Here is a 21,300-nt window from a genome sequence, read left to right on the forward strand (position 1 = left end):
GATGAACATATGCTATCCAAAACTACTTCCAGCATTATAAGACTCGCCTTTTTATCGATTCTTTTTGTGTTCCTTTTTTATCCCGATAAGTGGCAGATTAAATTCGATTACCCGGGTTTTCCACACGCAGACAGCCCCAAAATACGGCTCGCAAAGACGGCCTTCTGGCTATTGCTGACCATCGAGATGATCCGGATATTTTACTATGCAATCGTGAAATCCAGCCGGAAAGGTATTGCCGCGAACATATTGACAATAGTCTCTACGCTGGGCATAGTGCTGATTTTGCTGGAAATTCTGTTTATGTATATTCCTCAAAGTCACGAAGGGGTGCTGTCAAAAGCTTCGCAAATCTGGTGGCAAAAATACTGGGGCCCTATTAATTCTCTTGGGTTCAGGGATAAGCCGATTCTGGATGACAAAGGGAAAAAGATCATACTGGTTATCGGAGATTCTTTCGCGGCAGGGCACGGGCTGAAATCGGTCGACGAGCGTTTTTCGAATATTCTGGAGCGACGTTTAGGCGCCGATCGGTATAGCATTTACAACCTTGGGGTTTCGGGCGCAGATACACGCGATGAAGTGAAGCGATTAAATGAATTTCCTCTCAAACCAGACATCGTTATTTTACAGTATTTTCCGAATGATATAGAGAAGGCAGCGAAAGAAAAGGGGCTTTCCCTCTCCGGTACCGAACCCTATGCAGATGTCAGGGGTATGCTTTCAGGTATTATCGGTCGATTTTATTTGCCGAATTTCATTTACTGGCAGCTGCCACATGCCAGTTTCAGCACGTTTGAGCAGTTTGTTCAGAAAGCCTATACAGACACTACCATACTTAATGCGCATTTACAAGATTTGTCAGGCCTGATTGCATACCAGGACAGCACAAAGACAAAAATGTATGCAGTTTTTATCCCCTTTCTTTTTCAGATTGATAAGAGCAACGGTTACACCAAACCCGTTGAGAATTATCTGGCAGTGAATGGAGTTGAACTGGTGTCAATTAGCGGGGGAATTGCTCAAATACCAGCTAATCAGCGATCGGTTGGCAAAAATGATGGCCACGCGAGTGCGGCAGTCAATGTATTGATAGCAGAACGCTTGTACAAGTCGATGCAATCCGGAAAATAGCTTTCAGCATTCAAATAATTTAACCTATAACAAATGGATTTTTTAACTGACTTGTTTGTCTTTATGAAGGAGCGAAGAAAATGGTGGTTGGCTCCGGTGATTCTCGTGCTTCTTTTGATCGGTATTTTGATTGTAATTGGTGGCGGATCAGCGGTTGCCCCATTCATTTACACATTATTCTAGTACCTTTTTGTCATCGCGTATTTTATTCAGGACACAACCTGTCACGCATTGGGGCGTCACAGGTTAGTTTCAAATTATCACACTATGGTAAAGACAGAAGAAGCTAAATCACAGCTGGTTATCGTTACGGGACTTCTCGTTTTGCATTTAATTTTCGAAAAGGCGCAGCCCTGGTTTCTGATCATTGCCGTGACGGTAGGCGTGATTTCAATTGTGATTCCGGTTGCAGGCTCGCTGCTCGTGAAAGGCTGGCTGCGATTTGCAGAGATCCTGGGGGCTGTTAACGGCCGGATCTTGCTGACACTGATCTTTTTTCTGGTACTTCTTCCCGTAGCTATTATTGCGAGATGGAACAGGAAAGATCCGCTAATGCTCCAAAATGAAGATTCCGGCTCTGTTTACACGGACCGGAATCATTCATATGAGGCAAAAGACCTTGACAATGTATGGTGATAAACTGGCCTGTCAGCAATCTGCTAAATTTTTTTTCTCCTACAGGCCCGGTCATAAAGCAGTTGAAGCATTCCGTCTTTGAGCCCGACGTCGGGCACGTGTATCACTTCGGCCCCGGCCCATTTCATTGCAGATGTGTAGATATCTCCCGCAGGAACAATTACATCGGCGCGGTCGGGGTTCAATTGCAGTTTATTGATCCGTTCATCGAGTGTGAACTGCGAGATGTAATCACGCATTCGCTCAATCTCTTCCAGGCTGGTGGAGCTTTCAGTCAGTTTTGAGGACAAATCGAAAAGCTTATTAATGTTCCCGCCCGTCCCTACCGCCTCAATCGGCAGACTGTAATCCACATTCTGATTGATCCATTCCTTTATTTTTTGCCAGGAGTTCTTTGATTCTTTTCCTTCCAGCAGCCTGACAGAACCGAGTTTAAATGATTTTGCATTGATCTTCACCCTGTCTTTATACAAATTTAGCTCAGTGCTGCCGCCACCCACATCAATGTGCAGGTATTGCCCGTCGCTCAGCGATTTGACGACTACATTATTAACCAGCTCAGCTTCGCGCTGGCCGTCGATGATTTGAATATGAATGCCGGTGCGTTGCTCGATCCTATCCCTGACTTCCAAGCCATTTTCTGCCTCCCGCATGGCGGATGTGGAGCAGGCCATCAGGTCGTCGACTTCATGCAGTTCCATCAAAAGCTGGTAGGCGAGCATGAGTTTCATCATACGGTCTTCGCTCATTTCCGAGATCCTCCCTTCGGTAAACACGTCGTGGCCGAGCCGGAGCGGGAATCGAACATATTCTACTTTTTTGAAGCGGGAAATGCCGGCGTCATGCAATACCGAAGATATTTGCATGCGGGCACCATTTGATCCGATATCTATTGCAGCGAATTTCAAAAGCTATTAACAGGGGAGTAAATAAAAACCAAAAATAGGACTTTCACGGACACGAATGCAGGAATGCCCGCGAAAGTTGAAAGGTTATTATCTACATTTTACCGCCTATCTGGTACAATAGCTTCAATTTTACCCCCGGCCCGGCAGAAGGACTGAGTGGTGTGAGCGGTGTAAAATAGGTGTAAAGATAACCCTCCGCCTGTACCACAATCGGATGCCAGGTCTTCTCGATGCCCATGGAAAGATTGGCTGAGCTAATTACCGGGGTATTGGTCTTTTTGTCGAATTCCTTGGTAAAATAACCTTTGTTCGGAGCTCCGCAGTCGAAGGATACTTTTTCGCGGGAAGTCAGGGTTACATTCGTTCCTACTCCGGCATAATAGGCCCAGTTATCTTTTAAATTATTCCTGAAAGCAACCGTAAGCGGGATCTGTACTAAAGTGGGATTTACTTTGATATTGTACACATCCAAAGCCAGCGGCACTTCGCCGGGATGCGACCTTCTGAAATCCTTCCGTATTTTTTCCTTAAATATTTTATCAGTCAAAAACTCCATCGGCTTCACTTTCAGCCAGCTGATTCCAGCTGTAATCGAAAATTTCTTGCCCACCAGTACTTCTCCCACAACCGTTTTTGCAGTCCCGTTTCCTTCAAGCTGAACCCCGCCGCCGAAGCGGTATGGTGCTTTGATATTGAATTTCGGGATCACATTTTCAGCTTTTGCAGTCTTTTCAACCTTTTTGTCGCCCACAGCTACACTGGCAATCTGATCATTATTAAACCGGGTAATCTTGTGGATCTGCCTGGCAGAAAGTCTGCTGGCCAGGCTGTAATTCATCTTTCTGGAAAGGAAGGAACTATTATTAACACCAAGAGGCGCTTTTGCCGAAAGCTCAACCAATTGCAGCGGGCTGTTTTCACCGACCGGGAAATTGGTTATTGATTGATTATCAATTACGGAAGATGCCTCATTTGCCGGAGATGCAGGAATTTCAACGCTATTTTGAGCCAGTTCTGCCTGTGTGGCCTGCTTCGAAAACGCAGGTAAATTTGGGCCATTTAATACCAGATCATTACTATCCGAAATCCCTCTATTTGAATGAATAGCAAGGCCGGATTCCGCTGGCGTATGTTTTTTAACATGGTGCACAAATCGTTGTGGGCTGGTAACCTGCGATTTAACAGCCACATATTCAGAGCTTTCACCATCAGCTGGAGCCTGGACAAGATAAACCGTGTCCGGTGCCTGTGCGGGCTGCTGCCGGATCACTTCGATCTGGCTTTTCAGGTTTTTTACATCTGCAACCAGATTGTCGTTTTGCGAAAGTTGGTTCACATATAAAAAAGCCATAACCGTCGTAACCGAAGCGGCAGCGGCGTAACCGATCCATGAACTATATTGCTGCCAAATCGTCGGCGGCGTGTGGGCATGCATGTGATTCTGCATTTTTGCCCAATCCGCTTCCTGAAAGTCCGGTTGGATACTCTCTAATTTTCGGCGTATAGTGTTCTCAAATGTATTAGTTTTCATTTCCTCTGAATGACTTTACGGCCCAATCGCTTGGAAACAGATGTGGGTAATATTGTTTGATTAAATGCTGTAATCGGGCTCTTGCACGCACATAATGAGAGCGTACCGTCGCCTCGTTGATCTGTAACAAATCTGCAATCTCCCGGTGGTTGTAGCCATCGACTACATATAACAAAAATACGTTTTTGTAAACCGGCTTTATTTTCTGGATCAGCTGAAGTATTTCTTCCGCAGTGATTTGGGAAATTACGTCCTCCTCGAATTTAGGATAAGGAGCATCTTCCAGTGAAATCACATCCTCACTATGCTTTTTATGCTTCCGGTAGTAGCTGATCGCGGTATTGACCATGATCGTCCGCAACCATGCTTTGAACGGATGCGTTGAATCGTACTTTCCCAGATTATTAAAGACTTTCAAAAAACCCTCGTTCAATACCTCTTCCGCTTCCTCCGTAGTGGACGTGTAGCGGAGACAGATGCTTTTGGAATAACCGAAGAACTGTTTGTAAAGATGTCTCTGCGCCTGGCTGTTACCGGCAATGCAGGCAGTTACGACGGAGTCGAAGTCGTTCTCATTAAATGATATTTTTCTTCCAAATAGCAATGTCAGGGGGTCGAAATTGTCAGGGATCTAATGCTTGCATACACTTACGTTGACTTTCGATGATATGTTGCAAAAATTTACAAAAATCTCAATCTCTTTCAAAATCAGGACATTGGCTAATCTCAATCTAACGTAGTCTGAAAAGTGACTCTGCTTGCAACAATCGGCGAATTGGCTGCGTAATTCAGATTATAGCGGCAGTAAATGCGTAGAGACATTACCGGTTTTAGTCAAATTTCACGACTACACCGCGATTGAAGAACTTTTGTTAGGGGTGAGTTGGAATACGGTTTCGGATCTTTCGAAACCGTATTTATTTTTTACCCGGGAGCATTTCCAGTGCCGACGAGTTTTTGATCTCGCCCATTACAAACAAACTGTGCGTACTTCCTATATTTTCAAGCGATCCCAGTTTTTGCATTAAAAATTGCTGATACTGAGACATATCGTCTACGACCACCTTCAACAAAAAATCGTAATCTCCGGAAATATTAAAGCATTCCATTACCTCGGGCATCGCGGTGACTGCCTTGACAAATTTTTCACCCATACTTTTAGAATGCTCTTTCAGCGCGATATTGCAGAAAGCCATCAGTTTTTTGCCTACTTTTTCCCGGTCTACCAGCGCCACATATTTACGGATCACACCCTCTTTTTCCAGTCTTCTTACCCGCTCATAAACCGGCGTGTACGATAAGTTTAACTTTTCCGACAATTCCCGCGTTTTCAAAGTAGCGTCCTGTTGCAGCAAATGCAGGATTTTGGCATCAGTTTCATCCAGATTATACATAGATAGAATATCTTTATTCAATTCAACCAGGCTTCGAATATAGATAAATGATGGAAGTTTTGTTGAATTGTCAGACGTTTAGTCTAATATTTTCCAATTTATTGAATAAAAAATCTATTGGACTAAATTTGTTACTTGTAAAGCTCACCCTTTTGGGCACTTATCACCAGAACTTTTTAAATGCATATATAAAATGATAGCAACTGACAAGGCGGAAATTCGCGAGATTCTGAAAAACCGTATTCTGGTATTGGACGGAGCTATGGGTACTATGATCCAGCGATATAAGTTGGAGGATCATGATTACAGAGGCGACCGTTTTGCCGACTGGCCGCAGGATGTGAAGGGAAACAACGACCTGCTCTCACTGACCCGCCCGGACATTATCAAGGAAATTCACGCAGCCTATTTTGAGGCCGGGGCTGATATTGCCGAAACCAATACATTTTCCGGGACCACAATCGCAATGGCTGATTATGGTATGGAAGAGTTGGTTTATGAGCTTAACTATGAATCCGCTAGATTGGCCAGGGAAGTTGCAGACGAGTTTACGGAAAAGGAGCCTGACAAACCGAGATTCGTAGCTGGCTCAATGGGCCCGACCAACCGGACAGCTTCGCTATCTCCCGATGTAAATAACCCGGGATACCGTGCGATCAGCTTTGATCAGCTGGTAACGGCTTACTATGAGCAAATTAAAGGGTTGACGGATGGAGGTTGTGACTTGCTTTTGGTTGAAACCATATTTGATACTTTGAATGCAAAAGCAGCGCTTTTCGCGATCGATCAATTTTTTGTTGATGCTAAAAATGGAAAGGTAGAGCGGCTGGATTCATGGCGAAACGTTCCAGGGCAGCCACTTCCGGTGATGATTTCGGGAACAATTACGGATGCCTCAGGACGTACGTTATCAGGACAAACCACGGAGGCATTTCTTACCTCGGTTTCGCATTTGCCGCTCTTATCGGTTGGTTTGAACTGTGCTTTGGGTGCGGACTTAATGCGGCCTTATGTGCAGATTTTAGCAAAAGAATCGCCTTTCTATACTTCTGCCCACCCGAATGCCGGGTTACCCAACGAAATGGGCGAGTACGATGAGTCGCCTGAGCAAATGGGCGAGGTAATCGACGGGTTTTTGAGGGATAACCTGATCAATATCATCGGCGGCTGCTGCGGAACTACGCCCGACCACATCCGGGTAATCGCTGATCTTGCCAAAAAACATGCACCCAGATCGCTTCCCGCCGCCGAAACGGTTATGAAACTGTCGGGGCTTGAACCGGTTAAGATCACTTCGCTGACCAATTTTGTAAATATCGGAGAGCGTTGTAATGTAACGGGATCGAAGAAGTTTGCAAGGCTCATCCGTGAAGGGAAATATGATGAAGCGTTGACTATCGCCCGCGAGCAGGTAGAAAGCGGCGCGCAGGTCATTGACGTGAACCTGGACGAAGGAATGATCGACGGGGTAGAGGCAATGAAGACTTTCGTAAACCTGATCGCTTCCGAGCCGGATATTTCAAAAGTACCGCTGATGATTGACTCCTCTAAATGGGAAGTGATCGAATCGGGACTTAAGTGTGTGCAGGGTAAGTCGATCGTGAACTCTATTTCTTTGAAGGAAGGCGAAGAAAAGTTCAAGGAATCGGCAAGGACGGTTTTACGTTACGGGGCTGCTACGGTTGTAATGGCATTTGACGAGCAAGGACAGGCCGATAACCTGGAACGCCGCATTGAAATATGTTCGAGAGCTTATAAAATTCTGGTCGAGGAAGTCGGTTTCCCTGCCGAGGATATCATTTTTGACCCCAATATCCTGACCGTCGCGACGGGAATGGAGGAGCATAATAACTATGCGGTTGATTTTATCAATGCAGTACGCTGGATCAAAGAGAACCTGCCGCACGCGAAAGTTTCAGGCGGGGTGTCTAACGTATCATTTAGTTTCCGGGGAAATGAGCCCGTGCGCGAGGCGATCCACACTGCATTCCTATACCACGCGATCAGGGCAGGAATGGATATGGGTATCGTAAATGCCGCACAGATCGGTATTTATGATGAAATTCCCAAAGATGTGCTTGAACTGGTCGAAGATGTATTGTTAAACCGCAGGCCAGATGCCACCGAGCGACTGGTGACTTACGCGGAAACGGTAAAAGACAAGGGAAAAACGCAAAGCGGCCCTGACCTCAGCTGGCGGCAGCTTCCGGTTAAAGAGCGTATTTCTCATGCGTTGGTAAAGGGTATTTCAGACTATATCGATGAGGATATCGAAGAGTGCCGGCATTTGTTCAGTCGTCCGCTGGAGGTAATTGAGGGACCATTAATGGACGGGATGAGCATTGTAGGTGATCTTTTCGGTGAAGGTAAAATGTTCCTGCCGCAGGTGGTAAAATCGGCCCGGGTGATGAAAAAGGCGGTGGCCTATTTGCAGCCTTTCATTGAAGCTGAGAAATCCGAAGGCGGAAGTTCTGCCGGTAAAATATTGCTGGCTACTGTAAAAGGTGACGTACATGACATCGGTAAAAATATCGTTGGTGTTGTATTGGGTTGCAATAATTACGAGATCATCGATCTGGGCGTAATGGTACCGACTGACAAGATCCTGGCAGCCGCATTGGAACATAACGTCGATATCATCGGCTTATCGGGCCTGATCACGCCTTCGCTGGATGAAATGGTGGGTGTAGCCAAAGAAATGGAGCGCAGGAACCTGAAAACGCCACTTTTAATTGGCGGTGCCACAACTTCCCGCATTCATACCGCGGTAAAAATTGATCCTAACTATTCCGGACCTGTGATTCACGTGCTCGATGCTTCGCGTTCGGTGCCGGTTGCCGGGAAGTTGATTCAGAGCGAGTCGAGCCAGGCGGGTGTTCTGGCTGATATCAAGGCAGAATATGCCAAGCTGCGCGATGATCATGCGAAGCGCGGGGGTGAGAAGGCACATATCGGTATTGAAAAAGCGCGCGAGAATAAGGCAAAAATCGACTGGTCAAATTTCGTGGCCACTAAGCCGCAATTTCTGGGAACAAGGGTTTATGATGATTACGATCTGGCTGATATTGCCAAATATATTGACTGGACCCCTTTCTTCCAGACCTGGCAACTACACGGGAAGTATCCCAAAATTTTCGAAGACAAAGTGGTTGGTACCGAAGCAATGAAGTTGTTTGAGGATGCAGCCGTGCTTTTAGGAGAAATTATTCGGGATAAAACTTTGAAAGCGAAGGCCGTTATAGGTTTCTGGCCAGCTAATTCTATTCAGGATGATATTGTTTTGCATCACTTTGAAGAAAATAACCGCGAAATTCCTTGCGAGCGTCATGGATCTCATAGTCATATTGAATACAAAATCAGCCAGCAAGGCCAGGATAACCTGAATGCAGGCGAGCTGGTTGCAGATACTGCGACGGTACTGCATCACTTGCGTCAGCAAAGTCAGAAAGCTTCTAACCTGGCCAATTATTGCCTGTCGGACTTTATTGCTCCACTGGAATCGGGTCATATGGACTACCTGGGTGGATTTGCTGTAACTGCCGGGGTTGGTATTGAGGCGTTGGTGGATAAATTCGAAAAGGATCAGGATGATTATAACAGCATCATGGTCAAAGCATTAGCAGACCGCCTTGTGGAAGCACTCGCAGAGTTAATGCATGAAAAAGTGCGGAAGGAGCTTTGGGGTTACGACAAAAGTGAGAGCCTGTCGAACGAAGAGCTGATCAAGGAAGCGTATAAGGGCATCCGTCCGGCTCCGGGTTACCCTGCCTGTCCCGACCACACGGAGAAAAGAATGTTGTTTGATTTGCTTCAGGCAGAAAGTATCGGCATTGAATTGACCGAAAGTTTCGCCATGTATCCCGCCAGCAGCGTCAGCGGGTGGTACTTTTCGCACCCGGAAAGCCGGTATTTCCCAGTCGGAAAGATATATAAGGATCAGGTGGAAGATTACGCAAGAAGAAAAAACATGTCATTAGAAGATACCGAAAAGTGGTTGTCACCGACTCTTGGCTATTAGTTAATTTGATTTTGTAACCGTTTCCTGAGGGAGTGAATTTTTCACTCCCTTTTTTTATTTGGCAAATGCACACTATTTGACTCGAAATCACGTATATAAATCACATAACATGCTACAAACAGGTATTTATACTCTATTTTCTTAGTATTTTCCATAAGACATTTGTATAAAGTTGAAGTAGTAAATAGTCTATTAGCCATGAAAAGAAATATTGCAGTTTTCATTCTCCTGATACTTCTTGCATCTTCATTTAAATACAGAACGAAAGCGAGGGAAAGCAGTCAGCCGTTTTTGCCGGATCGTTTACGGAACATGGTATCTGTGAGTCAGGAAGTTGCACCTTCGTTTGACGAAACTGTGAGTTTATTACAACAGGCTAATCTGGAAATGGCCAATGGGAATCCGGGCCTTTTTAAATCGATGTGGCTTCAAAATGAAGAGATCACATTTTGGGATGATAGCAAAAATGCAGCACTGAAAGGCTGGAAAGCTATTGAGGGTAGCCTGAACAATTCGGAGGAGTCGAGATTGAAGATCGATTCCTATACATTCGAAAAGATCGCCGGAAATGAAGGCGAGCAGCAGGCTTACCTGTTGCAAAAAGAGCACTACAAAATGGTAAACGGGCGAACCAGGGATTTACAGGTAACTGTTGTTTTTCGCAAGGAAAACAACGCCTGGAAAATAGTTCATCGCCATGCAGACAGCGTCGAGGTGATTGCTCAATCAGGCAAAAACGCTAAATGATCTAGTCGGTTCCTATATTTTTAACCTCGTCTTACATACCGATATTTTGTTGTTATTTTGCACCTTTGGGTAAAAGTGACGATTAAATATTTATGGAAAGATTTACGGGACTGCTTGGTATATTGCTGATCCTCGGTATTGCATTTGCAATGTCAAACAACAGAAAAGCAATTAATTACCGTACTGTGGGAGTAGGCCTGGGTCTTCAGTTCGGATTAGCCGTTTTCATTCTTCGCACTGACATTGGTCAGGCAATTTTCCAGTGGCTGGGGGAAAAAGTCCAGAAACTGCTTTCATTCTCAGACAAAGGTGCCGAATTCGTTTTCAGCTCATTGGTAAGGCCCGACTTAATGCAGCGTGCTTTTGGTCCCGGCAACGACTTTGTCTTTTTCTTTAAAATTATTCCTACCATCATTTTCGTGGCTGTTTTGGTAAATATGCTTTATCACCTTGGCATTATGCAGCGCGTGGTTTCTTTTATTGCAAAGGGTGTGTACTGGTTAATGGGCGTGAGCGGAGTAGAAGCGCTTTCCAATGTCGCCAGCACATTTGTAGGACAGGTTGAAGCGCAAATCATGATCAAACCCTATCTGAAGAACATGACCAATTCGGAGCTGATGGCGTCAATGACCGGAAGTTTTGCCTGCATCGCCGGTGGTGTCATGGCAGTATATATTTCGCTTGGTGTACCGGCACCATATCTTATAGCTGCAAGTCTGATGGCTGCGCCAGGTGCCCTGGTGATTTCTAAAATTGTTTTTCCCGAAACACTTCAATCCGATTCCAAGGGTGCAGTTAAGCTGGAAATCCAGAAAACCCACGCCAATTTGCTCGATGCTATTGCCGGCGGCGCAAGTGAAGGTCTGAAAGTCGGTTTTAATGTAATAGCCATGCTGATCGGCTTTATCGCGCTCGTTGCGCTGCTGGACTACCTGCTGGGTTATATAGGTGGATTGTTTTCATTTCCTCAGTTAAGTTTCAACTTTTTGCTTGGAAAACTATTCTCTGTGTTTGCATGGGCAATGGGTGTCCCCGCAAAAGACATCGAAACAGCCGGTTCACTCATGGGTACTAAAATGGTGATCAATGAGTTTGTCGCGTATCTGGACCTGGTAAAAGTTAAAGATTCTCTGGATCCCAAAACGGTAGTCATAACCAGCTTTGCACTTTGCGGTTTTGCCAACTTCAGTTCCATCGCCATCCAGGTTGGGGGCATTGGTGAGCTGGCACCCACCCGCCGCGCCGATCTGGCCAGGCTGGGTTTCAAGGCTTTGATATGCGGAACACTGGCTTCTTATATGTCTGCAACGCTGGCAGGGCTGCTTTTGTAGGCCAGGCAAATTTTCCTGAGATCCTTAGTGGCATGAATATTTCTGTTTGCGCGGTAATTGAATTATCATTAACCGGCAGAAAGTCATTTTCATGAAAAATATCAAACTATACTTTTCCCTTGTTAAAGAGAGTTTCAACGAGTTCATGAATGACAACGGGTTGAAACTGAGCGCCGCACTGTCATATTACACTATATTTTCCCTGGCGCCCATGTTGCTGGTCATCATTTCGGTGTTCAGCATTTTTTTTGGCAGGGAGGCAATTCAAGGTGAGCTTTTTGGTCAGATTAAGGGACTGGTTGGAGCAAGTGCGGCAGAGCAGTTGCAGGAAATCCTTAAAAATGCAGAGCTATCCAATAAATCGGGTCTGGCGGCCGGGATAGGGATTGCAACGTTGCTTATCGGTGCAACAGGGGTTTTTGCAGAGATGCAGGATTCTATCAATTTCATCTGGGCAATCAAATCCAAACCTAAAAAGGGGTGGCTGCAATATCTTAAAAACCGGCTGATATCATTTTCAATGATTTTGACACTGGGTTTTCTGCTCGTCGTGTCGCTGGGAGCCAGCGCCGTGGTGGATTTACTCAGCAGCAGACTCGAACGTTACTTTTCGGAAGCTTCGGTAGTAGTCTTTTATATTATTAACCTGGCGCTGGTACTGGCAGTGATTACTTCCTTATTCACAGTCATTTTCAAGGTGCTGCCTGACGGAAAGCTGAGATGGAAGGAATGTATGGTAGGTGCGGGTTTCACAGCAATTTTGTTTCTGATAGGCAAGTTCGCCATTAGTTTTTACCTCGGTAAATCTGACCTTGGAGCCACTTACGGCACTTCCGCATCTATTGTAATACTGCTGACCTGGATCTACTATTCCTCGATTATCCTTTATTTCGGGGCTGAATTTACAAAGGTATACGCGAAGCTGGATGGTGTGGCAATCGCCCCCAATCAACACGCGGTGCTGATTGTAAGGCAGGAGCTCGATGAAAATACCGGCAGGGTAATCAGCTGATTCCAACAAAAAATCCCCTCTGATAGGTTCAGATGGGATTTTTTAGTTTGAAAATTAAAAGGAGTCTATTTGATTACAAGCTCAAAAGGCATTCTCGCCTGCATACCGCCCATGTTCATAAGCTTCCTGTACATCTTCACGTAAGGAGCTAGTTCTCCCAGGTTCTTGCTCGTAAGCTTCTCTTCCTCGTCACCCATTACTTTTTCAAAAAATTCATCAAAAGGCTTCTTCTTTTCAGGGTAGTAGCGAACACGGTAATCTCCTTCACTTAACTTGGCCGCTTTTGCCGCCAGTTTCACCGCGTCATCAACACCTCCCAGCACGTCAACCAGCCCGTTTTCTTTTGCTTCTACGCCAGACCAAACGCGGCCCTGAGCAAGGCTTCTCAGTTTTTCAACCGACATTTTCCTGCCTTCCGCCGCTTTTTTGGTGAAAGTTTCGTATCCTTCATTGACGCTTTTCTGGATCATCGCCTTTTCGAAATCAGTCATTTCACGCGTCGCAGTCGGCCAGTCGGCATGTGGACTGGTACCCACACCGTCGAAAGTTATACCCAGCTTGTTATTCATGAAATCAGTTACATTGAACACCAGGCCGAAAATACCGATGGAGCCTGTAATGGTATTTGGCTGTGCAACAATGGTATCACAACCCATTGCCAAATAGTAGCCCCCGGAAGCTGCTACGTCCGACATAGAAGCAATAACCGGTTTTTTCTGCGCGGTCAACTTGATCTCACGCCACATTACATCCGACGCCAATGCACTTCCGCCTGGTGAGTTGATCCGGATTACGACTGCCTTGATCTTGTCATTTTCCCTGATTTCTTTCAGTTCTTTGACAAATTTCTCAGAGCCAATGCTTTCGTCGCTGCCTTCGCCCGACGTAATTTCACCTTCGGCTACCAGCACGCCGATCCGTTTATTGAAATCACCTTCCTCAACCTTGGATGGGCCTTTTAAGTATTTATTTACACCTACGAAGGAGATATCTTTTTTATCTTCGACTTTCAGCTCTCTTCTGATATAAGTATCCAGCTCGTCCTGATAGCCCACGTTAGTGATAAATTTATATTGCAGGGCCGCTTTCGGATTTTCAATTGCCAGGGAATCGGCAAGACCTTTCAGCTGTTCTACGGAAATGCCCCGTGAGGCTGAAATATTTTTCAGGAAATTATCATTGATTGCCGTGATGAGCTCAATCGATTGCTTTTTACTCGCCTCACTCATATCCTGGCGGGAAAACATTTCAATGGCACTTTTGAATTCTCCTACCCTGAAAACCAGTGGTTTGATATCTAATTTATCAAATGTGCCTTTGAAGAAGCTGTACTCAGCAGATAACCCGTTCCATTCAATGCCGCCAACGGGATTTAGGTATATTTTATCGGCTACGGATGCCAGATAGTAGCCTTTTTCAGAATAAGATTCGCCATAGGTTACAACGAATTTCTTCGATTTTTTAAATTCATTCAGCTGCTTTCTGATTTCTTCCAACGTAGCCCAGCCGGCCTGCGGATTTTCTGTTTTAAGGTAAATGCCCTTGATTTTATTATCAGCCTGGGCATTTTTCAAAGCTGCGATAATATCCTTTAACCCAACAACGTCATCGTTCCCGCTGAACATTCCGCCCAGATCAGAGAATGGATTTTCAACTCCAACTTCCGCAATTGGCTGGTTTAGATCGAGTCTGAGGACAGATTTTTCATTGATAGTAACTTCATCGTCAGAAGAAAGCACTGACCCTATTCCTGCCAGAATAAAGAAAGACAGGAAGATGAACAGGATTATGCCGACAAAAGTGGCCAGCACATATTTGAGGAATTGCAACATTTTATATTAACGATATGAAGTTTTCAATTAAAGCTACGTGTTGAACAAAAATACGGATTAAATGTCGCGCAATATTGGGGAAATAATGTCAAATGGTGAATCGGGATTTTAAATGGTTTAGAAATACTACATTTTTTTGGCCGATGCGGTCACAGGAAAGATAGGCGGATTCTGTATTTTTGGAAAAAAACAATGCGATGAAAAAAACGCTCATTCTGGTTCGCCACGCTACCGCAGAAGACCAGACTTTCAGGATCAGGGATTTTGACAGAAACCTCAATAATAAGGGGCTTGGGGAATCGGAAGTAATGGGCAGATGGATAGCTGATTCGAATGTAAAGCCGGATATTTTTATTTCCAGCCCGGCAGCAAGAGCACTCAAAACTGCGGAAATATTTGCAAAGCAGCTCGGCGTGAATACTGCCTCCATTAACCAGAAACAGGAAATTTATGACGGGGGGCCAAGAGCATACCTGAGTGCGATCAATTCGGTTCCGGAAGATTTTTCCTGCCTGATCCTGTTTGGTCACAATCCTGATATCACTTATTTTGCCGAGTATCTTTCCGGGGCTAATCTGGGTTCGATGAAAAAAGGCGGAGTCGCTTTTGTTGACTTTAACAATCAAAAATGGGAAGAAATATCTGCTAAGACAGGCAATCTTGTGCTTTACAAAACGCCGAAGCAGGTAGGAGGAGTCGAATAAAATGGAAAAATCAAATAAAAACAGAAGGATATTCATTATAGTCTTTATCCTGTTTGTGTCGCTTTTCGCCTACATATCCTATGATATGTCGAGCCGCACGACCGCTCCCTGGAACAAGCCCAAGCAACTGAACCGCGCATTGCCGGGAGCGTCCCCTGATTCGGATTCTTTAAAACTGGATTCGTTACTCAAAGAAGTAAAATGACGTTTATCCCCGCGGATGAAATTCAGTAATAATCTGTTTCAAATAGTCCCTGTCGAGGTGGGTGTATATCTCAGTTGTCGTGATTGATTCGTGGCCCAGCATTTCCTGTACAGCCCGCAGGCTTGCCCCGCCTTCTATTAAATGGGTGGCGAAAGAATGCCTGAAAGTATGCGGGCTGACGGTCTTATGAATCCCCGCTTTTTCAGCAATGTCTTTGATCATCAGAAAAATCATGACACGCGACAATTGTCCGCCGCGGCGGTTTAAAAAAACAATATCTCCGCTGTCCTTATCCGGCGCAATCTGGTTCCGTACGTGCTCCAGATAGAGCTGTGTGTATTTGATCGCTTCTTTCCCGATCGGCACCAGTCTGACTTTGTCACCTTTCCCCAGAATCCTTAAAAAGCCAATATCGAAATAACAATGTGTTAGTAAAAGCCCTGTGAGCTCTGATACACGCAATCCCGAGCTATATAAAACTTCAATAATCGCACGGTTTCGAGTTCCTTCCGGGGTGGAATGGTCGATTGCTGCTATCATCTCCTCTATTTCTTCGTAAGAAAGCACATCGGGTAGTTTCCTGGGAAGGCGCGGGGATTCGAGGAGCTCGGTAGGATCTTCCTGAATCTCGTTTTCAAGCAACAGGTATTTGAAAAAAGCCTTTATCCCCGATAGCATGCGCGCCTGGGAATGCGCAGCGAGCCCCATTTCAGCCAGGTATTTCAGGAATGCGGTGAGGTGGGTTTCTTCAATCCGGGCGGGAGGAAGGTCAATTTTTGCCAGCGACAGAAACTCTTCCAGCTTTTCCACATCGCGTACGTAAGCCTCCACCGAATTGCCGGATAACGAGCGTTCGAGGCGCAGATAATTTTTGAAATGTTTGATGTAGCTTTGCCACATAGCAATGTCGAAATTAAAATCTGCACGAATCAATGAAAAAAATATTGATACTGAATGGTCCTAATTTAAATCTTTTGGGCAAACGCGAGCCCACTGTTTATGGCAACCAGTCATTTGAAGATTATTTTTCAACGTTGAAAAACGCATTTCCCGAAATAGAGCTGCACTACTTCCAGTCTAATCACGAAGGTGCGCTGATCGACAAAATTCACGAGGCAGGATTTACATTCGACGGGATCATTATCAATGCAGGTGGCTTAACGCATACTTCCATTGCGCTCGCAGACGCACTTTCGGCAGTGACGACACCAGCCTTGGAGGTTCACATTTCCAATATCCACGCCCGCGAAGCCTTCCGTCATCACAGCTACCTTACCTCCCGCTGCAAAGGGATGATCTGCGGGCTGGGGTTGAAAGGTTATGAGTTGGCGGTGAGGTATTTCAATGACTGAATGACCGAATGACTGAATGACTGAATGACTGAATGACTGAATGACCGAATGACTGAATGGGTTATCATTGCTACCATATTCACTCAATTCACTCATTCAAAACTACCTGAAAACCGCATTTGCAAACAGGATCTTTCCCTCATAAAGCATGGCGCGGAAGACGGGATCGTCCATCATGTAGATAATCTTTCCGTCGCCTATTTCCTGTACGCCAAGAATGAGGGTGTTTTTTAGTTTGCCTGTCATTTTGTTTCCTACAAAACCAGCTTTATAGCCGGCTTCTGTCAGATATCCGACGTTCCAGCCATCGCGAAGAAACTCTCGCTCGTATGCGTCCCTGACGATCGTTGTGTAAGTTTTGCCGCAACCGAATGACAGCGGATGCGTATCGTCCATGGTGAGCTGGAACATGCTTCCAGGAGACGAATCGCTGGCTCCTTCTCGCTCCTGATCTCCGTACTTTTTGAAAAAATCGGCGTCCTTTTTCTTTTCTGAGTATTTTCTGCTCAGGTTAAAGCCGGGTTTGTTTAAAAAAGCGTCCGTAGCGCTTTCCATTGCGATGAGTCTACCCCCGGCTTTAATCCAGTTGTGCATTGCTTCGAGCTGTTTTTCACCGATAATATCGCCGTACTTTCCGTCAGGTAATATTAATACTTCTATTTCACTCCACGGCAATGTGAGTAATCTTGTCGCATTGACGATTGTTACAGGGTAATTGATTTGCTTTTCAAAGTAGTGCCAGACTGCCCCGAAAGAGGTGGGTGAAATTCCCTCACCACTCACTGCAACCACTTTTGGCGCATTGATAGCGGGAACGTGATCATCGCCAAAATCTGCACCGGATGTTACCATACCAGTTTTGACCGGCGTAAGTTTGACGAAATGTTTGGTGGCAATTGTGGTAACCTGCTTGTCGAAATCGGCCCGTTCATTCCCTTTTTTTGTAATGATCAGCGCACCTGCGCCGAAAGATACATGCTCAATCTCGAAAGGGATATTAGAAGTTTTGACTAAAAAGCCATTTTTAAGTAACTCAGCGAGAAAAACGACATCGGCTACCTCGGACCATTGTGCGACGTATGCGTACACCGGGAAACCCGGTACTGTATTTTTTATAGTTTCTGCCGAATATTTCGCAGGTACCAGCTTCTCTTTCAGGCCGTAAGCTTTTAATCCGAAAATATAAGACAATCCCCAGCTTGTGACATCGTAAGTTACCGAATCTTCCAAAACAGGTTTCGGTTCGAATAGGACCCTTAATAGATTGGATTTAGGTTGATATGCGCTGATAATCAAATCATTGTTTTCTATTTTGACGGACTCTTCGGAGGAATTGGTAAGCTCCGTGCCCTTCGTATTCATTGACTTTCCTGCAATTCCATAAGCAATGCCCTGCTTGTCAAGCCAGCTACCAAACGACCTGATCCGTTCTTCCCGGCCATTTGTTTTGACTAAATAGGTTTTAAAATTACCCAGCGGCGCCTTAGTCGCGCTTTCATGAAATTTGATGAATTCAGATACCATCTTTTCTTTTTGAGAAAGGACTGCCTCCAAAGTAGCCAAACTGGTTGCATAGTGATGCGCAATACGGTCGCTAAGGGTAAGTGTATCGTGCTCTTCTTTTCTCTCTATACCGAGTCCGGCCCGACCTCCGCCACCTTGCTCATAAGTCACTCCTACTGCTCCGTTCACAGTAGGCCAGGTATCGCCGTAGCTCGGGTAAAAGAGATCGTAGTTGTATTTGGTAAAATATGTCCAGTTGTTTTTATCAAAATACTTTTTGCAATACTCACCTATAATGTCATTGAACTGGCGCTGCCATGCGGTGATATCTTTGTGAAAAGGCCTGGCCGCCGGCGGGAAATAATAACTCCTGGAACTGCCCATTTCGTGAAAATCAGCATGAAAATGTGGCATCCATTGATTGTAAAGCACTATCCGTTCCTGGGTTTCTTTTTGCGTCTGCCAGGCCCAGTCGCGATTCAGATCGAACAGATAGTGATTGAACCTGCCGCCCGGCCAGGGTTCGTCGTGCTCCAATGCAAAAGGCGTCACGTCCGGTACTGCGTTTTGTACGCGGTTGTACCATTGCGTATAGCGCTCGTAACCGTCCGGATTGATACACGGATCGATCATGATCACCATATTTTTCAAAAATTCCTGGGTGAGCGGATTTTGCTTGTTGAGCAGCTCATATAATACCCGCATGCTGGTATTGGCTGAAACAGATTCGTTCCCGTGCACATTATAGCTTAACCAAACGATCGGAGGTACGCTGGCATCGGGTTTCCCTTCTATAAGACCAATGCTTTTCAAGTGGTTTAGACGGATCGCTTCAAGTTTACCTATGTTTTCGGGAGAAGAAACGAATGCGATCATCAGCGGCCGGCCTTCATTGGTGGTGCCATATTGTACAAGTTTTGTCCGGTCTGGATTCTGGGCTTGCAGCAGGGTGAAATATTGCAGTATCTGGCTGTGAAAGGCGAATTTGGAGCCAAGCGGGAAGCCAAGGTGTTGTTCTGGGGGTGTAGTTTGAGCAAACAGTGGATGAAGGGAAAGCACTAGCAGGAACGTGCGGATAGTTTTTAGCATAGACAGTAAATAAATGAGGAATGCCCAAACCCAAATTTAGAAAGTTACAGGTATTTAATATTCTCAAATAAGCTTATAAAAAATATTTTCAATTTGAAGCGCCTGAAAATGAATGAATAATAAAAAATGTGAATTTTATTTCGCTTCCAGAGTTGCAATTATAAAATCGACCGTGCATCTTTGCACCACGTTTTCGGAAAGAGGAAGCGAAAAAGTGAAAGAAAGTGTGAAATAACGCGCGAAGTAGGAGACCAGTCGGCCCATTCGTCTAGCGGTTAGGACACGACCCTTTCACGGTTGAAACAGGGGTTCGATTCCCCTATGGGTCACAAACCGTGCAAAAAAGCACTTTCAATCACTGCAAAAACCGCCTTATTTTAAGGCGGTTTTTTTGTTTTACTGCCGCATCAATTCTAGGCAAGCTTCTAAAATATTCTACATTAGGGGTCAAGGCCAAAACTTGTGGAGCGCATAGGATTTTTCTAGGTTTGTGATTTTTAATCAAATCAATTGTTTTGGAGAGTTTCTTGCCCCTGTTGGAGTATCTATTGCCAGATTTTATCCTGGCTTATTATCAATTAAGCAGAGTGGAGAAATCATCGGATTTGCTCCATGTTTATGTAGAAGAGAAAAATTATTCAGAGTCCGACAGCTCCAAGCAGTTTCTCTTATCGAAAGGCTTCCTGCCAGAAATTACGATCCAGGATTTCCCCATCCGTGATAGACGTGTTTTCCTGCATGTCAAGCGTCGCCGCTGGCTTAATACCCGCACGGGGAAGATAGAACAACGAAATTGGGCAGAGGTTGCCGATGGTACGCGAATGACGAAAGAATTCGCGCTTTTTTTAAAGGAGATTGACGGATTTGTTCCCCCACAGTACCAGTAATATTGCCCGCCTTTATGGGGTTAATGGTAAACGTCTCTCGCGTCAATATCGCACTCATTTAAGTGATTTTCAGAGCTGGAACCAGCGTCCTCATGCCTGTAAATGGCTTTTATATCCTGAAAATCTGGGTTCACATCTTTCTATTGATGAAACGAGCCTCTCTCAGGGTGAACTGTATACTATTCTTACAAACAAAGCAGCCAAGGGCGGTAAAGGAAGTATCGTAGCAATCGTAGCGGGAACAAAGGCCGAAACCGTTATTGAGGTCATTGGCAAAATCCCTGAATCGCAACGTAAAAAAGTTACAGAAATAACTCTGGACATGGCCAGTAGCATGACTATGATCGCCAAGCGTTGTTTCCCGCGGGCAGTGCGCGTCACTGACCGCTTCCATGTACAAAGATTGGCAGTCGAAGCCCTTCAGGAAATCCGCATCAAACACCGATGGGATGCGTTGGACCAGGAAAACGATGCCATTGAGCAGGCAAAGGCTTCTCAGACAGAGTATCAACCAGAAATATTAGCTAACGGTGATACCGTCAAACAACTACTGGCTCGCAGCAGATACGCACTTTACAAAAAGCCCGGTACCTGGACTGATAGCCAACGAGAAAGAGCACAACTTCTCTTCGAACGCTTCCCCGACCTTAAAAAGGCATACGAGCTGGCGCTGGAGCTAAGTAATATCTTCACAAACACATCTGAAAAGATATACGGGTTGACCAGGCTTGCCAAGTGGCACGAAAAGGTCAGACAATCCGGATTTAAAGCATTCAATACAGTAGCCCGCTCGATTGAGAGCCATTACAAGACCATTGTCAATTATTTTGATAACCGCAGCACCAACGCTTCGGCAGAATCATTCAATGCAAAGATCAAAGCGTTCAGAGCTCAGTTCCGAGGCGTTCGAAACGTCGAGTTCTTCCTTTACCGCCTTACTAAGTTATATGCTTAATCCAAGGTGCTCCACAACATTTGGTCTTGATCCTACATTAGTGGATCAAATCAAAAACTTGT

At 45.2% G+C, this 21,300-nt stretch carries 19 protein-coding genes and 1 tRNA gene; 13 read left to right on the top strand and 7 right to left on the bottom strand.

Features of this window, described 5'->3' with window-relative positions; translation table 11 throughout:
• Window positions 1-9: 9 nt before the first annotated feature.
• The 3 genes from FXO21_RS16020 to FXO21_RS16025 all read left to right on the top strand — a co-directional run bounded on the left by FXO21_RS16020 (window position 10) and on the right by FXO21_RS16025 (window position 1,770).
• On the top strand, window positions 10-1,134 hold the full coding sequence (locus tag FXO21_RS16020) for an SGNH/GDSL hydrolase family protein (protein ID WP_149641020.1): 1,125 nt from the start codon (window positions 10-12) through the stop codon (window positions 1,132-1,134).
• 33 nt (window positions 1,135-1,167) lie between these two features.
• Window positions 1,168-1,317 (top strand): DUF5989 family protein, encoded by a 150-nt coding sequence (locus FXO21_RS28965; protein ID WP_225865710.1) that lies wholly within the window; start codon window positions 1,168-1,170, stop codon window positions 1,315-1,317.
• 84 nt (window positions 1,318-1,401) lie between these two features.
• A complete protein-coding gene (locus FXO21_RS16025) occupies window positions 1,402-1,770 on the top strand; it encodes an SxtJ family membrane protein (RefSeq protein ID WP_149641021.1) in 369 nt (122 codons plus the stop codon).
• Between the two features lie 23 nt (window positions 1,771-1,793).
• On the opposite strand, the gene FXO21_RS16030 is transcribed toward FXO21_RS16025, so the two are convergent.
• From FXO21_RS16030 to FXO21_RS16045, 4 genes are all read right to left on the bottom strand, one after another.
• Window positions 1,794-2,678: a Ppx/GppA phosphatase family protein gene (locus FXO21_RS16030; protein ID WP_149641022.1), complete on the bottom strand. Its 885-nt coding sequence runs from the start codon at window positions 2,676-2,678 to the stop codon at window positions 1,794-1,796.
• A gap of 91 nt (window positions 2,679-2,769) precedes the next feature.
• Window positions 2,770-4,209, bottom strand: coding sequence for a hypothetical protein (locus tag FXO21_RS16035; RefSeq protein ID WP_149641023.1), 1,440 nt, complete (start codon window positions 4,207-4,209; stop codon window positions 2,770-2,772).
• Complete coding sequence (locus FXO21_RS16040) at window positions 4,199-4,813, bottom strand: RNA polymerase sigma factor (RefSeq protein ID WP_149641024.1); 615 nt, start codon at window positions 4,811-4,813, stop codon at window positions 4,199-4,201. The genes FXO21_RS16035 and FXO21_RS16040 overlap by 11 nt, the downstream gene beginning before the upstream one ends.
• 313 nt (window positions 4,814-5,126) lie before the next feature.
• Window positions 5,127-5,603 (bottom strand): Lrp/AsnC family transcriptional regulator, encoded by a 477-nt coding sequence (locus FXO21_RS16045; protein ID WP_149641025.1) that lies wholly within the window; start codon window positions 5,601-5,603, stop codon window positions 5,127-5,129.
• Window positions 5,604-5,796: 193 nt separating this feature from the next.
• On the opposite strand from FXO21_RS16045, the gene metH reads away from it, so the two are divergent.
• The 4 genes from metH (at window position 5,797) to FXO21_RS16065 (ending at window position 12,711) form a co-directional block, all read left to right on the top strand.
• Window positions 5,797-9,621: a methionine synthase gene (gene metH / locus FXO21_RS16050; RefSeq protein WP_149641026.1), complete on the top strand. Its 3,825-nt coding sequence runs from the start codon at window positions 5,797-5,799 to the stop codon at window positions 9,619-9,621.
• Between the two features lie 198 nt (window positions 9,622-9,819).
• On the top strand, window positions 9,820-10,368 hold the full coding sequence (locus tag FXO21_RS16055) for a nuclear transport factor 2 family protein (protein ID WP_149641027.1): 549 nt from the start codon (window positions 9,820-9,822) through the stop codon (window positions 10,366-10,368).
• 92 nt (window positions 10,369-10,460) lie between these two features.
• Window positions 10,461-11,699, top strand: a complete 1,239-nt coding sequence (locus FXO21_RS16060; RefSeq protein WP_149641028.1) for a NupC/NupG family nucleoside CNT transporter — start codon at window positions 10,461-10,463, stop codon at window positions 11,697-11,699.
• A 91-nt stretch (window positions 11,700-11,790) separates the two neighbouring features.
• Entirely contained in the window at window positions 11,791-12,711 is a 921-nt protein-coding gene (locus tag FXO21_RS16065; protein ID WP_149641029.1) for a YihY/virulence factor BrkB family protein, read from the top strand.
• 65 nt (window positions 12,712-12,776) lie between these two features.
• Here the strand turns inward: FXO21_RS16065 and sppA are convergent, their stop codons facing one another.
• Complete coding sequence (gene sppA / locus FXO21_RS16070) at window positions 12,777-14,543, bottom strand: signal peptide peptidase SppA (RefSeq protein ID WP_149641030.1); 1,767 nt, start codon at window positions 14,541-14,543, stop codon at window positions 12,777-12,779.
• A gap of 197 nt (window positions 14,544-14,740) precedes the next feature.
• On the opposite strand from sppA, the gene FXO21_RS16075 reads away from it, so the two are divergent.
• Entirely contained in the window at window positions 14,741-15,247 is a 507-nt protein-coding gene (locus FXO21_RS16075; RefSeq protein ID WP_149641031.1) for a SixA phosphatase family protein, read from the top strand.
• Between the two features lies 1 nt (window position 15,248).
• On the top strand, window positions 15,249-15,452 hold the full coding sequence (locus FXO21_RS16080; RefSeq protein WP_149641032.1) for a hypothetical protein: 204 nt from the start codon (window positions 15,249-15,251) through the stop codon (window positions 15,450-15,452).
• A 3-nt stretch (window positions 15,453-15,455) separates the two neighbouring features.
• Here the strand turns inward: FXO21_RS16080 and xerD are convergent, their stop codons facing one another.
• Window positions 15,456-16,352 (bottom strand): site-specific tyrosine recombinase XerD, encoded by an 897-nt coding sequence (xerD, locus tag FXO21_RS16085; RefSeq protein WP_149641033.1) that lies wholly within the window; start codon window positions 16,350-16,352, stop codon window positions 15,456-15,458.
• A 32-nt stretch (window positions 16,353-16,384) separates the two neighbouring features.
• Here xerD and aroQ point away from each other — a divergent pair, with 32 nt between their 5' ends.
• Window positions 16,385-16,804 (top strand): type II 3-dehydroquinate dehydratase, encoded by a 420-nt coding sequence (aroQ, locus tag FXO21_RS16090; RefSeq protein WP_149641034.1) that lies wholly within the window; start codon window positions 16,385-16,387, stop codon window positions 16,802-16,804.
• Between the two features lie 102 nt (window positions 16,805-16,906).
• Here the strand turns inward: aroQ and FXO21_RS16095 are convergent, their stop codons facing one another.
• On the bottom strand, window positions 16,907-19,396 hold the full coding sequence (locus FXO21_RS16095) for a M14 family zinc carboxypeptidase (RefSeq protein WP_149641035.1): 2,490 nt from the start codon (window positions 19,394-19,396) through the stop codon (window positions 16,907-16,909).
• 257 nt (window positions 19,397-19,653) lie between these two features.
• Between FXO21_RS16095 and FXO21_RS16100 the strand changes: the two genes are divergently transcribed.
• From FXO21_RS16100 to FXO21_RS16110, 3 genes are all read left to right on the top strand, one after another.
• Window positions 19,654-19,725 (top strand) — tRNA-Glu (locus tag FXO21_RS16100).
• A 258-nt stretch (window positions 19,726-19,983) separates the two neighbouring features.
• Complete coding sequence (locus FXO21_RS16105; RefSeq protein ID WP_225865559.1) at window positions 19,984-20,283, top strand: ISAon1 family transposase N-terminal region protein; 300 nt, start codon at window positions 19,984-19,986, stop codon at window positions 20,281-20,283.
• Window positions 20,261-21,238, top strand: coding sequence for an ISAon1 family transposase (locus FXO21_RS16110; protein WP_225865558.1), 978 nt, complete (start codon window positions 20,261-20,263; stop codon window positions 21,236-21,238). The genes FXO21_RS16105 and FXO21_RS16110 overlap by 23 nt, the downstream gene beginning before the upstream one ends.
• The last annotated feature ends 62 nt before the right edge of the window (window positions 21,239-21,300 follow it).

The sequence above is a fragment of the Dyadobacter sp. UC 10 genome (assembly GCF_008369915.1).
GTDB lineage: Bacteria > Bacteroidota > Bacteroidia > Cytophagales > Spirosomataceae > Dyadobacter.

What these genes read in the sequence shown, in the direction of transcription:
- FXO21_RS16020 (WP_149641020.1), top strand. Translation starts at nt 10, where the DNA reads ATGCTATCCAAAACTACTTCCAGCATTATAAGACTCGCCTTTTTATCG.
- FXO21_RS28965 (WP_225865710.1), top strand. Translation starts at nt 1,168, where the DNA reads ATGGATTTTTTAACTGACTTGTTTGTCTTTATGAAGGAGCGAAGAAAA.
- FXO21_RS16025 (WP_149641021.1), top strand. Translation starts at nt 1,402, where the DNA reads ATGGTAAAGACAGAAGAAGCTAAATCACAGCTGGTTATCGTTACGGGA.
- FXO21_RS16035 (WP_149641023.1), bottom strand. Translation starts at nt 4,209, where the DNA reads ATGAAAACTAATACATTTGAGAACACTATACGCCGAAAATTAGAGAGT.
- FXO21_RS16045 (WP_149641025.1), bottom strand. Translation starts at nt 5,603, where the DNA reads ATGTATAATCTGGATGAAACTGATGCCAAAATCCTGCATTTGCTGCAA.
- metH (WP_149641026.1), top strand. Translation starts at nt 5,797, where the DNA reads ATGATAGCAACTGACAAGGCGGAAATTCGCGAGATTCTGAAAAACCGT.
- FXO21_RS16055 (WP_149641027.1), top strand. Translation starts at nt 9,820, where the DNA reads ATGAAAAGAAATATTGCAGTTTTCATTCTCCTGATACTTCTTGCATCT.
- FXO21_RS16060 (WP_149641028.1), top strand. Translation starts at nt 10,461, where the DNA reads ATGGAAAGATTTACGGGACTGCTTGGTATATTGCTGATCCTCGGTATT.
- FXO21_RS16065 (WP_149641029.1), top strand. Translation starts at nt 11,791, where the DNA reads ATGAAAAATATCAAACTATACTTTTCCCTTGTTAAAGAGAGTTTCAAC.
- sppA (WP_149641030.1), bottom strand. Translation starts at nt 14,543, where the DNA reads ATGTTGCAATTCCTCAAATATGTGCTGGCCACTTTTGTCGGCATAATC.
- FXO21_RS16075 (WP_149641031.1), top strand. Translation starts at nt 14,741, where the DNA reads ATGAAAAAAACGCTCATTCTGGTTCGCCACGCTACCGCAGAAGACCAG.
- FXO21_RS16080 (WP_149641032.1), top strand. Translation starts at nt 15,249, where the DNA reads ATGGAAAAATCAAATAAAAACAGAAGGATATTCATTATAGTCTTTATC.
- xerD (WP_149641033.1), bottom strand. Translation starts at nt 16,352, where the DNA reads ATGTGGCAAAGCTACATCAAACATTTCAAAAATTATCTGCGCCTCGAA.
- aroQ (WP_149641034.1), top strand. Translation starts at nt 16,385, where the DNA reads ATGAAAAAAATATTGATACTGAATGGTCCTAATTTAAATCTTTTGGGC.
- FXO21_RS16095 (WP_149641035.1), bottom strand. Translation starts at nt 19,396, where the DNA reads ATGCTAAAAACTATCCGCACGTTCCTGCTAGTGCTTTCCCTTCATCCA.